This is a genomic window from Streptomyces sp. SID13726 (assembly GCF_010548375.1).
Classification (GTDB): Bacteria; Actinomycetota; Actinomycetes; order Streptomycetales; family Streptomycetaceae; genus Streptomyces.
Genome location: NZ_JAAGLY010000043.1, coordinates 1 through 15,537 on the forward strand (window position 1 = coordinate 1; position 15,537 = coordinate 15,537).

The window sequence follows — 15,537 nt, forward strand, 5'->3', positions numbered from 1 at the left end:
CGGCCGGCGGCTCGTAGCCGTAGCCGCCGGCTCCCGCGCCCGGGCCGCCGGGGCGGCCGGCCGGGGCCGCGCTTCCGGGCGCCTGCTGGTCGGTGGAGCCGGCGAGCGTACGGCTGCGCACCCGGTACAGACCGGTGTCGAGGTCGTCCGCCTTCTCCAGGTTGACCTTGATCGGGCCCATGAAGGTGTAGCGCTGCTGCTTGGCGTAGTCGCGCACCATGCCGGCCAGCTCGTCGCCGAGCTGGCCCGAGTAGGGGCTGAGCCGCTCGAAGTCCGGCGTGCTCAGCTCCACGATGAAGTCATTGGGTACGACCGTGCGGTCGCGGTTCCAGATGGTGGCGTTGTTGTCGCACTCCCGCTGGAGCGCGCCCGCGATCTCCACGGGCTGCACCTCGGACTTGAACACCTTGGCGAAGGTGCCGTTGACCAGACCTTCGAGACGCTGCTCGAACTTCTTCAGGACTCCCATGGGGCACCTCCTCCGTCCTTGCCGTCCTGGGTACTGCGCCGGCTGCTGCTTACCTGGTACTGCTTACTGATCGTATCCACGCGCCGGTGAATCGGCTGGTTCCCCCTGTCGGCACTGTCGACGGGTGTCGACGCCTCCGAAGTTCCCTGTGGAGCTCCCCTTCGAACTCCTCCGTCGAACTCCTCTGTGAAGGATCGTAGAGGCGGCCGCAGACAAGTGTCCCGCACCTGACTGTGGACCCCTACCGGCTCCTGGGGAGACGGGGGTTACCGGTACGAGGTTGATACGTGAACCAGTACAGGTTGATACGTGGCCGGCGGCACCCCGGTTCGGTGGCCCCTTCCCGAAGCCGCTGGTGGGCGGCTGCCCCCGGATATGGGATGTGAACCCACCCCCGCCAGCGTGCTAATGTTCTGCGTGTCGGAAGGCGCCGAACCGCAAGGCGAAGGGCCCGAGGACACACCCAATGCGCGGGTGGCGGAATAGGCAGACGCGCTGGATTCAGGTTCCAGTGCCCGCAAGGGCGTGGGGGTTCAACTCCCCCCTCGCGCACAGCGAAATCCCCCAGGTCTCGGACCTGGGGGATTTTCTCGTTGTCCCCGGTGGTACCGGGCGGGGCCGTAGGGTGCCAGGGCCGTCGCCGGTGTGATTTTCCTGTCGGTGTGAGGTCTCTCTCACTGGGGGTGGGGTGGCCTGGGTGCGGCCCGTCGGGCGGGGTGGTGGAGAGCCGACGGTTGATCTTGGGGTGGGTGGGTGGCGTGGGCGAGCGGGAGGGCCGGGGGCAGGGTCTTGGGCGGCGATGCCGTGGATGCGCGGCGGCAACTGCCTTGGGGCCTCCGCAGGGTCGGTCCGGCCTGTGAGTCCGGTTAGGTCATGCCCCGAGTGCTACCAGTGGGTCAGGTCGAACGCTTCCGAGGGCCCGGTGTGATGCACCCGTGGTGTGAGGCCGCTCTCACTGCCTCGTCCCGGCCGCTCCGACCGCCTCGCGGCGCAGTGTCAGGGCGGCTGGAGCGACCGAGAAGGCGACGGCGAGGACGGCGCAGGCGCCGGTGACGGAGGCCAGCTCGGGCCAGGGGATGCGCAAGGGTGCCTCCCGCGCCCCCAGCAGGCCGAGCGCGCCCCGCATGCCCGCCAGGTCGAGCACCGCGACCAGGAGACCCAGCAGCGCTCCGACCGCCACGACCGTCAGGGCCTCGGCGCCGACCAGCCGCAGCACCTGGTGGCGGGTGGCGCCGGCCAGGCGGAGGATGGCGAGGTCGCGTACCCGGTCCGAGGTCGCCATGACCATCGTGTTGGCCAGGGAGATCCCGGTGTAGAGCAGGGCGATGCCGAGGACCAGCAGGAAGCCGTAGGTGGTGGTGCGGTCGGTGCCGGGGCGGATCGCGTGCAGCCACTCTTCCCTGGTCAGGACGTGTCCGCCCGCCCCGCGCAGGGCGGCGGCCACGGCGGTGGGGTCGGCGCCGGCGGTGAGGGTGACGTCCACGCGGTCCACGCTCGCGCCGGGGGCGTTGGCCGGGGTGACGTAGACGCCGTTGTCGCCGGTGCCGGTCGTCATCACCGCGGCGATCCGCAGCGACCGTCGGGTGCCGTCGCCGAGCCAGACGTCCACGTACTGGCCGACGGTGTGCCGCTCCCACTCCTCGTTGACGATGATCGACCCGTCGTCGAGGTCCGACGGGTTCCCGGCGGCCAGGGGGAGGTCGGCGGTCGCGGCGAGCGGTCCGGGCTCGACGGCATGGGCCTCGGACCGGATGAGGGCCACGCCGTCCTCCAGGACGTACACGGCGCTCGACGCGGTCGGGGAGGTCGTGGCGCCGGGGATCGTGCGGAGGTGGTGGAGGGTGGGTGCGTCGAAGCCTGGGCTGGAGCCGGGGTTCCTGGGATCGGAGCCTGCCGGGGTGACCACGAAATCGGCGACGGTTCGGTCGCGCGTCTCCGCTGCCCTGGCCGCGTTCAGCGTCGCGGTCGCGCCCAGCAGGGAGCCGGTGAGGGCGACCGTGACCAGGACGGGTGCCGCGACGGCAGCGGTACGGCGGACCCCCGCGGCGGCGTTCTCCCGCACCAGCATCCCGCCCGCGCCGGGCAGCCGGGCCGGCAGCCAGGCGATCAGCCGGGTCAGCGGGCCCACCAGGACCGGCGCGAGCAGGGCGACCGCGGTGATCAGCAGCATCGGACGGCTCACATAGGTCTTGCGGTGCAGCAGGTCGCCCGGGTCGGTGACCAGGGCCAGGCCCAGCGTCACCGCCGCGGTCAGCAGCAGACCGGCACCGAGGACCAGACGGCCCCGGGTCAGCGCCGTCGCGTCGACGGACGCCTCGCGCAGCGCCTGGGCCGGACCGGTGCGGCCGGCCCGCCAGGACGCGGCGACCGCACCGAGCAGCGCGACGAACAGACCGGTCCAGAAGGCCGCCTGGTACGGCCACTCGGCGTCGCCGATGGTGAACCAGCCCGGTGCGAGGCCGACGTCGACGACCCACCCGGCGAGCCGCGGGGCGCCGTAGGAACCGAGCACGCAGCCGGTCGCCGAGGCGAGCACGCCGACCAGGAGTGCCTCCGTGAGGACCGTCCGGCGGAGCTGACCGGGGGTGGCCCCCGCGGTGCGCAGCAGGCCAAACTCCCTGCGCCGCTGGGCGACCGCGAAGGCGAAGGTGGACGCCACGACGAACACCGACACGAAGGCGGTGACGCCTCCGGCTGTGCCGAACAGGGCGTTCATGGCGGTGAGCGCCTCGCGGTCGCGGTCCGGGCCGGGGTCGGCGAGGCGGCGGGCGGCGCCGGTGAGGACGTGGAGTTCCTGGCCCGCGACCGCCCGGCGCACTGCCTCCGCGTCCGCCTTCACGACCAGCTGCGTGCTCTTCGGAGACAGTTCGGCGGCGCGGGCGTCGGTGTAGAAGACGGCGTTCTCGAAGCCCCGGTCGCGGAGGGTGCCCACGACTCGTACGGTCCCGTCGCCGGTGTGCAGCCGATCGCCGGGGTGCGTCCAGGTACCGGTGACGGCCACTTCGTCGGCGGTGCGGGGCGCGCGGCCCTCGGTGAACTCGTACGGGGCGAAGGCGGCCGTGGACCAGGGGTGGCCGACGAGGTCGCCGGGGCCGGTCCGGGTGCGTACCGCGAACGAGCGGTCCTGGACGACCGGGCCGAGCTTCCTCAGCGCGGCCACGGTGGTTGCGGGGACCGCTCGGGGGTGGGCGAGGGTGCGTGTTTCACGTGAAACATGCGCGGCGATCGAGGTCGGCACTGTCAGGGTGTTCTGCCCCTGGACGACGACCGGCGCCGAGGCCGTGGCGAACCGCTCCGGGCGGCGCTCGGGGGCGTCCAGTGAGGAGGCGAGGACGAGGCCCATCACGGTGAGCAGGGCGACGCCGAGGGAGAGCGCGATGAAGCTGCCGACGAAGGTGGACCAGCGGGTGCGGAGGGTGTGGAGGGTGATGGTCAGCATGGGTGGGGCTCCGGGTGGGGGGCCTGCGGGTGGGGGCTCTTCGAGTTGTGGTCCTTCGAGTCGGGGCCCCTCGTGGGGAGGGGGCTCGGTGGTGTGGCTTCCAGCCTGGTCATGTGGGCGGCGATGGTGTCGGCGTCGGCTTGGAGGAGTTCGCCGTTGACGCGGCCGTCGACGAGGAAGAGCACGCGGTCGGCGTAGGAGGCGGCCACGGGGTCGTGGGTGACCATGACGACGGTCTGGCCCTCGCGGTCGACCATGGAGCGCAGCAGGGTCAGCACCTCGCGGCTGGTCCGTGAGTCGAGCGCACCGGTGGGCTCGTCGCCGAAGAGGACCTCGGGGCGGGTGACCAACGCGCGGGCCAGGGCGACCCGTTGCTGCTGGCCGCCGGACAGTTCCGTGGGCCGGTGCCGGGCGCGGTCGCCGAGGCCGACCTGCTGGAGCACCTCGCGGATCCGGGCCTTCGGTACGCGCCGGCCGGCCAGCCGCAGGGGCAGGGCGACGTTCTGTTCGGCGGTGAGCGAGGGCAGCAGGTTGAACGCCTGGAACACGAAGCCGATGCGCTCGCGCCGCAGCAGGGCCAGCCTGGTCTCGCTGAGCGCGGTCAGCTCGGTGCCGCCCAGGGTGACCGAGCCCGAGGTGGGCCGGTCCAGGCCCGCGGCGCACTGGAGCAGGGTCGACTTGCCGGAGCCGGAGGGGCCCATGACGGCGGTGAAGGTGGCCCGGGGGAAGGTGACGGTGATGTCGTCGAGTGCGGTGGCGGCGGTGACGGCGGTGACGGCGGTGACGGCGGCGGCGGTGGCGGCGGCGGTGGCGGCGGCGGGGTCGTGGGGGGAGCCGCGTCTCCTCTTCTGTGCCGTGCCGTAGGTCCTGCTGACGGATCGCAGGCTGATCGCGTCGGTGTTCGTGGTGTTCATGGCCCTCCGCTCGTCCGGTGTCGTCGGTGGCTCCACGAAACCGTTCGGAGGGGCTCCGGCGCAGTGCGGCGGGGGCTAGACCTGGGGTAGGGCCGGCCATACCCCAGGGCCTCCGTCCTGGCCCATGGCCGGGCCCCGCACCGCGCTTCTACGGTGATCCGCATGCATCCTCGGAATGTGTGGCAGGCCATGTCCCGGCCGGGCTTCCTGCTGTCGGCGTGGCCCTGGCGCGCGGTCGGCTATCTGGTGAGCGGCGCGGTGACCGGCGTGGTCGCGCTGGTGGGGATCGTGGCGCTGGCCGCGGTCGGCGGGGCCTTCACCGTCGTACTCGTGGGGCTGCCGTTGCTCGTCCTGCTCGCGCTGTCCGGGGTCGCCGTCGCCCGGGTGGAGCGGCCGCGGCTGCGCCTGGTCGACCTGGCCCCGGCACCCGATCCGCACCGGGCGCCCGCCGCCACGGGGCTGTGGGCCTGGCTGACGACCCGGCTGCGGGAGCAGGCGACCTGGCGGGAGTTGGGACACGCCCTGCTGTTCGCCGGACTGCTCTGGCCGGTCGACGCCCTCGCGGTCACCGTCGCCCTGCTCTTCCCGGTCTCCATGGCCGCCGCCCCGCTGCTCATGGCCACGGTCGGCGACGGCGAGGAGGCCAAGGTGCTCAAGCAGTGGACCGTCACCAGCTGGCCGACGGCCTTCGGGGTGGCCGTACTCGGGCTGCTGCTCCTGGCCCTCGGCCTGTACGCGCTCGGGGTCGTGGCGGGTGCCCGGGCTGGGCTCACGCGGGTGCTGATCTCCTCGCGGGACGGCGAGTTGGACGCCAGGGTGGTCGAACTGAGCCGCTCGCGGGTGCGGTTGGTGGACGCCTTCGAGGCGGAGCGCCGGCGGATCGAGCGCGATCTGCACGACGGCGCCCAACAACGGCTGGTCGCCCTGACGATGACGCTGGGACTGGCCCGTCTCGACGCCCCGCCGGGGCCGCTGGCCGACCAGCTCGCCAAAGCCCACGACGAGGCGGGCCGGGCGCTCGCGGAACTGCGTGAGCTGATCCACGGCGTCCATCCCAAGGTCCTCGCGGACTACGGCCTGACGGAGGCCGTCGCCGACGCGGCGGACCGTTCCGTGATCCCGGTCGACGTCGATCTGGCGGTGCCCGGGCGGCTGGAGCAGGCGGTGGAGGCGGCCGCCTACTTCGTGGTCTGCGAGGCCCTCGCCAACATCGCCAAGCACAGCGGGGCGGCGCGGGCGCGGGTGAGGGGCGGGCACACGCGCGGGTGGCTGTCGATCGAGGTGTGGGACGACGGCCGCGGCGGCGCCGACGCTTCGGCGGGCAGCGGGCTGACCGGACTCGCCGACCGGGTGTCGGTGCTCGATGGCACACTCTCCCTGTCCAGTCCGGCGGGCGGCCCGACCCTGTTGCGTGTGGAGTTCCCTTGCGAGGTGACCGAGTTGACGGAGACGCGTCGGGCGGGCGGGGGGACGGCGGAGGCCGGTCGCTGCGCGTAGTGCTGGCCGAGGACAGCGTGCTGCTGCGCGAGGGGCTCATCGGCCTGCTCGACCGCTGCGGTCACCAGGTCGTCGCGGCCGTCGGCGACGCGGAGGCGCTGGTCACCGCGGTCGAGGAGCACGGCCCGGACATCGTCGTCACGGACGTCCGGATGCCGCCCGGCTTCCAGGACGAGGGGCTGCACGCGGCGGTCCGGCTGCGGGAGCGGCGCCCCGGCCTGCCGGTCCTGGTGCTCAGCCAGTACGTGCAGCGGACGTACGCCGCCGAACTCCTCGACTCCGGCGACGGCACCGGGGTGGGCTATCTGCTCAAGGACCGGGTCGGCCAGGTCGAGCAGTTCGTCGACGCCCTGTGCGAGGTCGCGGGCGGCGGCACGGTCGTGGACCCCGAAGTAGTACGGCAGTTGCTGCGCCGCCGCCGCGATCCGCTGGAGCGGCTCACCCCGCGCGAACGGGAAGTGCTCGCGCTGATCGCCGAGGGGAAGTCCAACGGGGCGATCGCTCGCCAACTGGTCGTGTCCGAGGCGGCCGTCGGCAAGCACATCGGCGGCATCCTGACGAAGCTGGACCTGCCGCCGGCGGACGAGACGCATCGGCGGGTGCTGGCGGTGTTGGCGTACTTGCGGGCGTGAGACGGGTGTTGAGGGCGTGGGGGCGGGTGTTGAGGGCGTGAGGCGGGTGTTGAGGGCATATCGGGCCGACGGTGATGCCTGATGGTGCTTGATCTTGCTGGGGGCTGCGCTTTTCCTGCCGGGGTTTTCCACAGTTGTGGAGTTGTCCACAGGGTCTGACGCGTTTCGGCTGGTGGTTGTACGGTCGGCACGAGTTGATGTTCTTGCGAGTCGCGGGGGAGGCGGTCGGCGTGTCCGATGCCGGTGTGGGTGCGGAGACCGGGTCGGCCCGGCGGAGGCCGCTGGTGCGGGGGTTCGCGCAGTGGCCCGTCGAGGGCTCGCCCAAGCAGGAGGGCAAGGCCCTGCGGGAGAGCGTCCCGCGCAGTGCGCACTCCGCGCTCGACCTCGACATGGCCCGTCCCGGCGCGGTGAGCGCGGTCGAGGAGTCGAGCCTGGGCCGGCTTCCCGAGCTGACACCGCTGCGGGTCGGCCGGATGGCGGCCACGCCCTTCGCCTTCCTGCGCGGTTCGGCCGGCCTCATGGCCCACGACCTCGCCCGCACCCCGATGACCAGGATCCGCGCCCAGATCTGCGGCGACGCGCACGCGGCCAACTTCGGCCTGTACGGCGACGCCCGCGGCGGCCTGGTCATCGACCTGAACGACTTCGACGAGACGGTGTACGGCCCCTGGGAGTGGGACCTCAAGCGGCTCGCCGCCTCCCTGGTCCTCGCGGGCCGGGAGACCGGTGCCGACGAGGACACCTGCCGGGCGGCGGCGCACGGGGCGGTGGGCGCGTACCGGCGCACCATGCGGCTGCTGGCCAAGCTCCCGGTGCTGGACGCGTGGAACGCGATCGCGGACGAGGAGTTGGTCTCCCACTCCGACGCCCATGACCTGGTCGGCACGCTGGAGCGGGTCTCGGAGAAGGCGCGGGCCAACACCAGCGGGCGCTTCGCGGCGAGGTCGACGGAGCCGACCGAGGACGGCGGACGCCGGTTCGTGGACACCCCGCCGGTGCTGCACCGGGTGCCCGACGAGGAGGCCGCGGCGGTCGCCGCGTCCCTGGAGCACTACCTGACCACGCTCTCCGAGGACCGCCTGCCGCTGCTGGCCCGGCACGCGGTGCACGACGTGGCGTTCCGGGTGGTCGGCACCGGCAGCGTGGGCACGCGTTCCTATGTCGTCCTGCTCCTGGACCACCGCGGCGAACCGCTGGTCCTCCAGGTCAAGGAGGCCCGGACCTCGGCCCTCGTGCCCCACCTGGTCACCGCGGGCTTCGAGGTGCCCGAGGTCGATCACGAGGGCCGCCGGGTCGTGCTGGGCCAGAAGCGGATGCAGGTCGTCAGCGACATCCTGCTGGGCTGGACGACCGTGGCGGGCCGTCCCTTCCAGGTCCGCCAGTTCCGCAACCGCAAGGGCAGCGTCGACCCCGCCGCACTCTCCGCCGACCAGATAGACGACTACGGCCGCATGACCGGCGCCCTGCTGGCCCGCGCCCACTCCCACAGCGTCGACCCCCGGCTGATCTCGGGCTACTGCGGCAAGAACGAAGAGCTCGACGAGGCCGTCGCCACCTTCGCCGTCACCTACGCCGACCGCACGGAGGCGGACCACACGGACCTGGTGACGGCGGTACGGACGGGGCGGATCGGCGCCGAGACGGGGGTGTGAGGCGGCGGGGCGTCCGGTGTGGGGCGGGCGCGGGCGCGGCCGTGCCTGCACTGTGCCCGTGCCTGCACCCGCGTCCGCACCCGCGTCCGCACCGTGCCCGCCCCAGCCCCGCACCCGCGTCCGCCTCACACCCGCTCACAGGCGTGGGGCGCCGCGCGATCAACCCCCGCTCGCCGATTCCCGCCCGGCCGCCTGGCCCGCACCCCGGATGACGCCCACCTCGCCCGCACGCGGTTACGCTGTCCGGATGACGTCCCCGGAAGCCGATCCCCACGGCACAGCCGCCGCAGGCACCGAGCGGCTGGAGCGTGCCGTGCGGGCCGCCGAGCAGGCGCTCATCGAGTACGAGATCGCGGTGGAGACCTTCCGCATCGAGGTGGAGAACTTCTCCCGGCTGCATCACCAGAGACTCGGCCCCATGTACACCCGCCTCGACGAGCTGGACGCCCAGATCGCCGAGGCCCGGGCCGCCCGCACCGGCGACCCGGAGGACCGGCGCAGGGCCGAGGAGGCCCGGGCCCGGGTGCTGCCGATGCCCGGTGTCGAGGAGCTGTTCCACGGCTGGATGGACGGGGAGGGCCTGTTCCCCGAGGCCGCCGCGATGCTCAACGACCAGCCCGTGCGGCCCCCGCAGCGGGTGCGCCCCAGCGACGAGGCCCGCAAGCTCTACCGCGAACTAGCCCGCAAGGCCCACCCGGACCTCGCCCAGGACGACACCGAGCGGGCGCGGCGCGAGGAGTTCATCACCCGGGTCAACGCGGCCTACTCGCGCGGCGACGAGGCCCTGCTGCGCGAGCTGTCCGAGGAGTGGGCCGCCGGGCCGAAGCCCCCGGAGCAGGGCCCCACGCCCAGCGAGGAGCTCTACGCCCGCCTCGAATGGCTCGCCCAGCGCAAGGAACTGCTCACGGTGGTCGCCCGGGAACTGGAGGAGGGCGCGATCGGCTCGATGCTCCGGATGGCACCGGACGACCCGGACCGCCTCCTGGAGGAGATCGCCGAGAAGCTGCTGGCCGACGTCTCCGCGCGCGAGTCGGAGCTCGCGGAGCTGCTGGCGCAGGAGTGACCGTCGGCGCCTTCGCGGGCGTCGGGTAGCGTCGGGCCCATGAACTTCGGTGCTGGTGTGCCCACGGTCCAGGTCACGGACCTCAAGGACGGCGACTTCCTGCTGGATGTCCGCGAGGACGACGAGTGGCAGGCGGGTCACGCCGAAGGGGCGCTGCACATCCCCATCAGTGAGTTCGTGGCCCGCTACGGCGAACTGACCGAGGCCGCCCCGCAGGACGGCCGGGTCCATGTGATCTGCCGGTCCGGCGGCCGTTCGGCCCAGGTCACGATGTACCTGGCCCAGCAGGGCATCGACGCCGCGAACGTCGACGGCGGCATGCAGCTGTGGGCCGAGGTGGGCCGTCCCGTGGTGACCGAGGACGGCCGGCAGGGTTTCGTGCTCTAGCCTCCGGCGGTCCCGAGAGCCCTCGGCAGTCGGAAGTACCCGGAGCCCCGGGCGGTCCTGTGCGACGGGCGTTCAGTCGTCCTGGCCGGTCGAGTTCCGGTCGTAACGGTTGGCGCGGCGGGCCAGTTCGCCCGCCGCGAGGGTCGCGGCGGACACCGCGCGGGTCCAGCGCGGTCCGCCCCGGGCCGCCCACCAGACGCAGACGCATCCCCCGATGGTGAGCACGAGGACGACGGACAGGACGAGCAGGATCATGCCCGGCCTCCTTCTGTTGTCGGCGTTCCGTCATCCTCTCAGTCGCCGATCAAGGACTCCTTGGTTCCGCCTCACCCCAGGGAATGCGCCGCCAGCAGGTCCCCCAGCGCCTCCTCGTGCGCCGCCGCCGGGCCGAGCGACAGCTCCAGGTGCTTGGCCCAGGCGTGGTACCGGTGCAGGGGGTAGTCGACGTCGGCCCCGAAGCCGCCGTGCAGATGCTGTGCCGTCTGCACGACCCGCCGCACCCCCTCCGAGGCCCAGATCTTCGCCACGGCCACATCCCCCGCGACCGGCAGCGTGCCCCGCGCCCCGGACCCGAGCCGCCACGCGGCCTGCCACAGGGTGACCTCCATCGCCCGCAGGTCGATGTAGCGGTCGGCGGCCTGCACGGCGACGGCCTGGAAGGTGGCCACCGGGAACCCGAACTGCTCCCGCTTGCTGGTGTATTCACTGCTCATCCGCAGCACCCGCTCGCCCAGCCCGAGCGCCAGCGCACAGGTGCCCGTGGTCAGCAGGTCCCGCAGCCACTCCCACGCGCCCTCGACGTCGATCACGTCCCGCGCGGCGATTCGCGCCGACTCCAGCCGCAGCTCGCCCAGCCGCTCCCCGCTGGTGGAGAACTGCTCGCCGAGCGCGACCCCGTCATGGACCGGGGGCACCAGCGCGAGCACGGTCCGGCCGGCCGCCGTGTGCGCGGGGACCACGACGAAGTCCGCGTCGTACGCCCACGGCACCGCCGTCTGCACCCCGTCCAGGATCCAGTCGGCGTTCCCGCCCTCCTCCTGCCGTGCGGTGACGGCGAGTTCGGCCGGGTCGTGTCCCGTGCGGCCGCTCGCGGCGACGGTCAGCACGGCCTCCCCGCGCCCGGCCCGCTCCAGCAGATCGGCCTTCGACTCCGGCCCGCCGTAAGCCTGTACGGCCGCCATGGCCGCGCAGCTCTCCAGCAACGGCACCCGCGCCAGCACCTTCGCCGACTCGCGCAGCACCAGGCACAGTGCGATGGCGTCGAGCCCCGCCCCGCCGTACTCCTCGCCCAGCAGCAGGCTCAGCAGGTCCGCGTCGGCGAGCCTGGACCACAGCGGGCGGTCGAACTCGTCGGCCACGGCACCCGTGGTGAGCGCAGGGGACGGCACCGCGTCCGGCGCGACATCGGCGAACACTCCGCGCGCCGCCTCGGCCGCCGCCTGCTGCTCCTCGCTGAAGGTGAAGTCCACGGTCCTGTCCTTCCGACGGGTCGGCAGATCGGGTCAGCAGATCTGACGGTCCGTCAAGATAGAACAGGTTCTAGAAGAAGGGAACGGGCTGCCGGGACCCTCCTGCCCGAGAACGGCTCCTCGTCCGCCCACCCACTTCATCTGTCGAAGTCCAGCTCCACCTTCTCCGTCACCGGATGCGACTGGCACGCCAGCACGTACCCCGCCTCGGTCTCCTCCGGCTCCAGCGCGAAGTTGCGGTCCATGCGGACCTCGCCGGAGACCAGGAAGGCCCGGCAGGTCCCGCACACCCCGCCCTTGCAGGCGTAGGGCGCGTCGGAGCGGTTGCGCAGCACCGTCTCCAGGACCGACTCGCCGTCCTGGACGGGCCAGCTGCCGCCGCGTCCGTCGAGCCGGGCGGTCACCGTGCTGTGCGCCGGGGCGGGGGGCCTCGGGGCGGGGGCGGCCTCGTCGACGTGGAAGATCTCCTCGTGGATGCGGGTGCGGGCGACTCCCAGTTCCCGCAGGGCCCGCTCGGCCCCCTGCACCAGCCCGTACGGCCCGCACAGGAACCACCCCGCCACCCGGTCCACCGGCAGCAGCGCGGGCAGCAGTCCGGTCAGCCGCTCCCGGTCGAGCCGCCCGGACGGCAGGCCCGCCTGCTGCTCCTCCCGGGAGAGCACGGTGACCAGCTGGAACCGCTCGGGGTGGCGGTCCTTCAGGTCGGCGACCTCCTCCAGGAACATCGTGGACGCGGCGGTGCGGTCGCTGCGGATCAGGCAGAACCGGGCCCCGGGCTCCCGCGCCAGCAGGGTCGCCACGATCGACAGCACCGGGGTGATGCCGCTGCCGCCGACGATCGCCGCGTACAGACCGGGCGCCGGGTCGAGGGTGAACCGGCCCGCCGGGGTCATCACCTCCAGTTCGTCACCGACGGCGATCTCCTTGAGCGCGTACGTCGAGAAGGCGCCGCCCTCCACCAGCCTCACGCCGACCCGCAGTTCACGCGGTCCCGCCCCGCCGTCGGGCACCGGGGAGCAGATCGAGTAGGTGCGGCGGATCTCCTCGCCGTCGCGGACGCGGCGCAGGGCGAGATGCTGGCCCGCGGCGTGCCGGTACTCCTCGCGCAACTCGGGCGGCACGGTGAGGGTCAGGGCCACGGAGTCGTCGGTGAGCCGGTCGACCGCGGCCACCGGGAGCGGGTGGAAGCGGGCCATCACAACTCCTTGAAGTGGTCGAAGGGTTCACGGCAGTCCACACAGCGGCGCAGGGCCTTGCACGCGGTGGAGGAGAAGCGGCTGAGCAGCTCGGTGTCGGCGGAACCGCAGTGCGGGCAGCGGACGGGCTCGACGGGTCCTACCGGCTCGGCCTCGGCGCCCTCGGCAGCGGCGCCGGTGAGGGCCGTAGCGGCGGGCGTCCCGGGTCCCGCCGTCGCGTCGAGGGTGCGTGTCGGCCCCAGGCCCACCGCCACCGGCCCGGCCGCCGTCGGCGTAGTCGCACGCGGCGGCGCGATGCCGAACTCCCGCAGCTTGCGGCGTCCTTCGTCGGTGATGTCGTCGGTCGACCAGGCCGGTGCGAGCACGGTACGGACGGTGACCTCCCGCACGCCGTGGTCGTGCAGCACCCGCTCGATGTCCACGGACATCGCCTCGATCGCCGGGCAGCCGGTGTACGTCGGGGTCAGCTCGACCTCGACGGAGTCCGCGTCCCTGACGTGCACCGCGCGCACCACGCCCAGTTCGTGCAGGGTGAGGACCGGCAGCTCGGGGTCGGGCACCGACCCGGCGAGTGCGAGCAGTTCGCTCTCCAGCGCGGTGAGCGTCACCATGACGCCCCCGGGTGGCTGCGGTGCAGATGCTGCATCTCGGCGAGCATCCGCCCGAAGGACTCGGTGTGCAGGCCCTGTCGTCCCGCTCCGGCCCGCCACGCGCCCGTGCGCGGCCCTTCGGGGACGGTCAGGGTGGCCCGGCGCAGGATCTCCCCGACGGACGTGAGCCACACGCTCTCCAGGCGCTCGCCGTCGACGTCCACGCCGGCCACCGGCTGGAACATCTCGCCGGTGAACCGCCACAGCGCCTCACAGGCCCGCCGCATCCGCTCGTGGCTCTCCTCGGTGCCGTCGCCGAGCCGCAGGGTCCACTGCTCGGCGTGGTCGCGGTGGTAGGCGACCTCCTTGACGGCCTTCGCGGCGAGCGGGGCGAACGGGCCGTCGCCCGCGGCCAGTTCGGCGTGGAGCAGATGCTGGTAGGTGGAGAAGAACAGCTGGCGGACGATGGTGTGGGCGAAGTCGCCGTTGGGCTGCTCCACCAGCTGGAGGTTGCGGAAGGCGCGCTCCTCGCGCAGATAGGCCAGCTCGTCCTCGTCACCGACCATGGACAGCAGTACCCGGGCCTGGCCGAGCAGGTCGAGGGCGATGTTGGCGAGGGCGACCTCCTCCTCCAGGACGGGGGCGTGGCCGGCCCACTCGCCCAGGCGGTGGGAGAGCACCAGCGCGTCGTCGCCGAGGACGAGGGCGGCGGCGCCCACGGTCGCGTCGACGGTCACAGGTGCTTCACCCCGTCCGGGATCTCGTAGAACGTGGGGTGGCGGTACGGCTTGTCGGCGGCCGGTTCGAAGAACGGGTCCTTCTCGTCGGGCGAGGAGGCGGTGACCGCGGCCGAGGGGACGACCCAGATGGAGACGCCCTCGCCGCGCCGGGTGTACAGATCGCGCGCGTTGCGCAGGGCCAGCTCCGCGTCCGGGGCGTGCAGGCTGCCGGCGTGGGTGTGGGAGAGGCCCCGGCGCGAGCGCACGAAGACCTCCCACAGGGGCCAGTCGGTGTTCGTCATGCGCGCGTCGCTCCTGTCTCGCCGGTGTGCCTGGCCGCGTGTGCGGCGGCCGCCTCCCGCACCCAGGCGCCCTCTTCGTGGGCCCGCCTGCGCTGGGTGATCCGCTGTTCGTTGCACGGGCCGTTGCCCTTGAGGACGTCACGGAACTCGGTCCAGTCGATCGGGCCGAAGTCGTGCTGTCCCCGCTCCTCGTTCCACCGCAGGTCCGGGTCGGGGAGGGTGAGGCCCAGGGACTCGGCCTGCGGGACGCAGATGTCGACGAAGCGTTGGCGCAGCTCGTCGTTGGAGTGCCGCTTGATCTTCCAGGCCATCGACTGGGCGGAGTGCGCGGACTCGTCGTCGGGCGGGCCGAACATCATCAGGGACGGCCACCACCAGCGGTCCACCGCGTCCTGGGCCATCGCGTGCTGCTCCGGGGTGCCCTGGCTCAGCGCCAGCAGCAGTTCGTAGCCCTGGCGCTGGTGGAAGGACTCCTCCTTGCAGACGCGGACCATCGCGCGGGCGTAGGGGCCGTAGGAGCAGCGGCACAGGGGCACCTGGTTGGTGATCGCGGCGCCGTCCACCAGCCAGCCGATCGCGCCGACGTCCGCCCAGGTCAGGGTGGGGTAGTTGAAGATCGAGGAGTACTTCTGGCGGCCGGAGTGCAGCTTGTCGAGGAGCTCCTCGCGGCTGGTGCCGAGGGTTTCCGCCGCGCTGTAGAGATAGAGGCCGTGGCCCGCCTCGTCCTGGACCTTGGCCATCAGGATGGCCTTGCGGCGCAGGGACGGGGCGCGCGTGATCCAGTTCGCCTCCGGCTGCATGCCGATGATCTCGGAGTGGGCGTGCTGGGCGATCTGCCGCACGAGGGTCGCGCGGTAGGCGTCGGGCATCCAGTCGCGCGGCTCGATGCGCTCGTCGGCGGCCACGGCGGCGTCGAAGGCGCTCTCGTACGCGGTGGTGTCGCCGACGGCGCCCTGGGCGCCGTACTCCTGTGTGCTCGCCGTCTGGTGCGCGGCTGCTGTCGCCATGAGGCCCCCTCGACCTGGGCTTCGCCGGAACATGCTCCCGACCGATCGTTCGGTTCGTGCGATTCCATGGTGTGCCGGGCGCCGTAAGGTGTCAACCGCTGTGGAAAACCCGCGACCGCCCCTGTGGAAAACCGGGGCGGGAGTGACCACGGCCACGGCGGGGTCTGCCGGTGGGGGCTGTGCGCGGGGGTCGGGCCTGAG

Annotated in this window: 15 protein-coding genes and 1 tRNA gene; 6 read left to right on the forward strand and 10 right to left on the reverse strand. The window is 73.0% G+C overall.

From position 1 onward, the window contains the following. Positions 1 to 469, reverse strand: a 469-nt coding sequence (locus G3I78_RS45495; RefSeq protein ID WP_164436189.1) for a DUF3662 domain-containing protein, incomplete at its 3' end; no start/stop codon positions are given. 468 nt (positions 470 to 937) lie between these two features. On the opposite strand from G3I78_RS45495, the gene G3I78_RS45500 reads away from it, so the two are divergent. Continuing rightward, a tRNA-Leu gene (locus tag G3I78_RS45500) sits at positions 938 to 1,021 on the forward strand. Positions 1,022 to 1,421: 400 nt separating this feature from the next. Here G3I78_RS45500 and G3I78_RS45505 read toward each other — a convergent pair. After that, positions 1,422 to 3,908 (reverse strand): ABC transporter permease, encoded by a 2,487-nt coding sequence (locus G3I78_RS45505; RefSeq protein ID WP_164436191.1) that lies wholly within the window; start codon positions 3,906 to 3,908, stop codon positions 1,422 to 1,424. Continuing rightward, a complete protein-coding gene (locus tag G3I78_RS45510) occupies positions 3,902 to 4,822 on the reverse strand; it encodes an ABC transporter ATP-binding protein (protein ID WP_164436193.1) in 921 nt (306 codons plus the stop codon). The genes G3I78_RS45505 and G3I78_RS45510 overlap by 7 nt, the downstream gene beginning before the upstream one ends. Before the next feature lie 189 nt (positions 4,823 to 5,011). On the opposite strand from G3I78_RS45510, the gene G3I78_RS45515 reads away from it, so the two are divergent. From G3I78_RS45515 to G3I78_RS45535, 5 genes are all read left to right on the forward strand, one after another. Continuing rightward, positions 5,012 to 6,319, forward strand: a complete 1,308-nt coding sequence (locus G3I78_RS45515; RefSeq protein WP_164436246.1) for a sensor histidine kinase — start codon at positions 5,012 to 5,014, stop codon at positions 6,317 to 6,319. Then, on the forward strand, positions 6,319 to 6,951 hold the full coding sequence (locus G3I78_RS45520; protein WP_343244011.1) for a response regulator transcription factor: 633 nt from the start codon (positions 6,319 to 6,321) through the stop codon (positions 6,949 to 6,951). Before G3I78_RS45515 ends, G3I78_RS45520 begins: the two co-directional genes overlap by 1 nt. A 197-nt stretch (positions 6,952 to 7,148) precedes the next feature. Continuing rightward, positions 7,149 to 8,603 (forward strand): DUF2252 domain-containing protein, encoded by a 1,455-nt coding sequence (locus G3I78_RS45525; protein ID WP_164436195.1) that lies wholly within the window; start codon positions 7,149 to 7,151, stop codon positions 8,601 to 8,603. Between the two features lie 247 nt (positions 8,604 to 8,850). Then, the gene (locus tag G3I78_RS45530; protein WP_164436197.1) at positions 8,851 to 9,666 is read left to right on the forward strand and encodes a J domain-containing protein; all 816 of its coding nucleotides are present in this window, start codon (positions 8,851 to 8,853) and stop codon (positions 9,664 to 9,666) included. A 57-nt stretch (positions 9,667 to 9,723) separates the two neighbouring features. Continuing rightward, positions 9,724 to 10,053, forward strand: a complete 330-nt coding sequence (locus G3I78_RS45535; protein WP_164436250.1) for a rhodanese-like domain-containing protein — start codon at positions 9,724 to 9,726, stop codon at positions 10,051 to 10,053. Between the two features lie 72 nt (positions 10,054 to 10,125). On the opposite strand, the gene G3I78_RS45540 is transcribed toward G3I78_RS45535, so the two are convergent. The 7 genes from G3I78_RS45540 to paaA form a co-directional block, all read right to left on the reverse strand. Next, positions 10,126 to 10,308, reverse strand: coding sequence for a hypothetical protein (locus tag G3I78_RS45540; protein WP_164436199.1), 183 nt, complete (start codon positions 10,306 to 10,308; stop codon positions 10,126 to 10,128). 71 nt (positions 10,309 to 10,379) lie between these two features. Beyond that, entirely contained in the window at positions 10,380 to 11,522 is a 1,143-nt protein-coding gene (locus G3I78_RS45545) for an acyl-CoA dehydrogenase family protein (protein ID WP_164436201.1), read from the reverse strand. A 137-nt stretch (positions 11,523 to 11,659) separates the two neighbouring features. Next, positions 11,660 to 12,718, reverse strand: coding sequence for a 2Fe-2S iron-sulfur cluster-binding protein (locus G3I78_RS45550; protein WP_164436203.1), 1,059 nt, complete (start codon positions 12,716 to 12,718; stop codon positions 11,660 to 11,662). Then, positions 12,718 to 13,329 carry a 1,2-phenylacetyl-CoA epoxidase subunit PaaD gene (gene paaD, locus G3I78_RS45555; protein WP_164436211.1) on the reverse strand — a complete coding sequence of 204 codons (612 nt, stop codon included), beginning with the start codon at positions 13,327 to 13,329 and terminating at the stop codon, positions 12,718 to 12,720. The genes G3I78_RS45550 and paaD overlap by 1 nt, the downstream gene beginning before the upstream one ends. Next, the gene (paaC, locus tag G3I78_RS45560) at positions 13,323 to 14,045 is read right to left on the reverse strand and encodes a 1,2-phenylacetyl-CoA epoxidase subunit PaaC (RefSeq protein WP_164436220.1); all 723 of its coding nucleotides are present in this window, start codon (positions 14,043 to 14,045) and stop codon (positions 13,323 to 13,325) included. The genes paaD and paaC overlap by 7 nt, the downstream gene beginning before the upstream one ends. Next, a complete protein-coding gene (gene paaB / locus G3I78_RS45565; RefSeq protein ID WP_164436222.1) occupies positions 14,042 to 14,329 on the reverse strand; it encodes a 1,2-phenylacetyl-CoA epoxidase subunit PaaB in 288 nt (95 codons plus the stop codon). The genes paaC and paaB overlap by 4 nt, the downstream gene beginning before the upstream one ends. Beyond that, the gene (gene paaA, locus G3I78_RS45570) at positions 14,326 to 15,336 is read right to left on the reverse strand and encodes a 1,2-phenylacetyl-CoA epoxidase subunit PaaA (protein WP_164436224.1); all 1,011 of its coding nucleotides are present in this window, start codon (positions 15,334 to 15,336) and stop codon (positions 14,326 to 14,328) included. Before paaA ends, paaB begins: the two co-directional genes overlap by 4 nt. Between the last annotated feature and the right edge of the window lie 201 nt (positions 15,337 to 15,537).

Bases quoted from the DNA above. Each gene is read 5' to 3' on its own strand.
- G3I78_RS45505 (WP_164436191.1), bottom strand. From the start codon at position 3,908: ATGCTGACCATCACCCTCCACACCCTCCGCACCCGCTGGTCCACCTTC.
- G3I78_RS45510 (WP_164436193.1), bottom strand. From the start codon at position 4,822: ATGAACACCACGAACACCGACGCGATCAGCCTGCGATCCGTCAGCAGG.
- G3I78_RS45515 (WP_164436246.1), top strand. From the start codon at position 5,012: ATGTCCCGGCCGGGCTTCCTGCTGTCGGCGTGGCCCTGGCGCGCGGTC.
- G3I78_RS45525 (WP_164436195.1), top strand. From the start codon at position 7,149: ATGTTCTTGCGAGTCGCGGGGGAGGCGGTCGGCGTGTCCGATGCCGGT.
- G3I78_RS45530 (WP_164436197.1), top strand. From the start codon at position 8,851: ATGACGTCCCCGGAAGCCGATCCCCACGGCACAGCCGCCGCAGGCACC.
- G3I78_RS45540 (WP_164436199.1), bottom strand. From the start codon at position 10,308: ATGATCCTGCTCGTCCTGTCCGTCGTCCTCGTGCTCACCATCGGGGGA.
- G3I78_RS45550 (WP_164436203.1), bottom strand. From the start codon at position 12,718: ATGGCCCGCTTCCACCCGCTCCCGGTGGCCGCGGTCGACCGGCTCACC.
- paaD (WP_164436211.1), bottom strand. From the start codon at position 13,329: ATGGTGACGCTCACCGCGCTGGAGAGCGAACTGCTCGCACTCGCCGGG.
- paaB (WP_164436222.1), bottom strand. From the start codon at position 14,329: ATGACGAACACCGACTGGCCCCTGTGGGAGGTCTTCGTGCGCTCGCGC.
- paaA (WP_164436224.1), bottom strand. From the start codon at position 15,336: ATGGCGACAGCAGCCGCGCACCAGACGGCGAGCACACAGGAGTACGGC.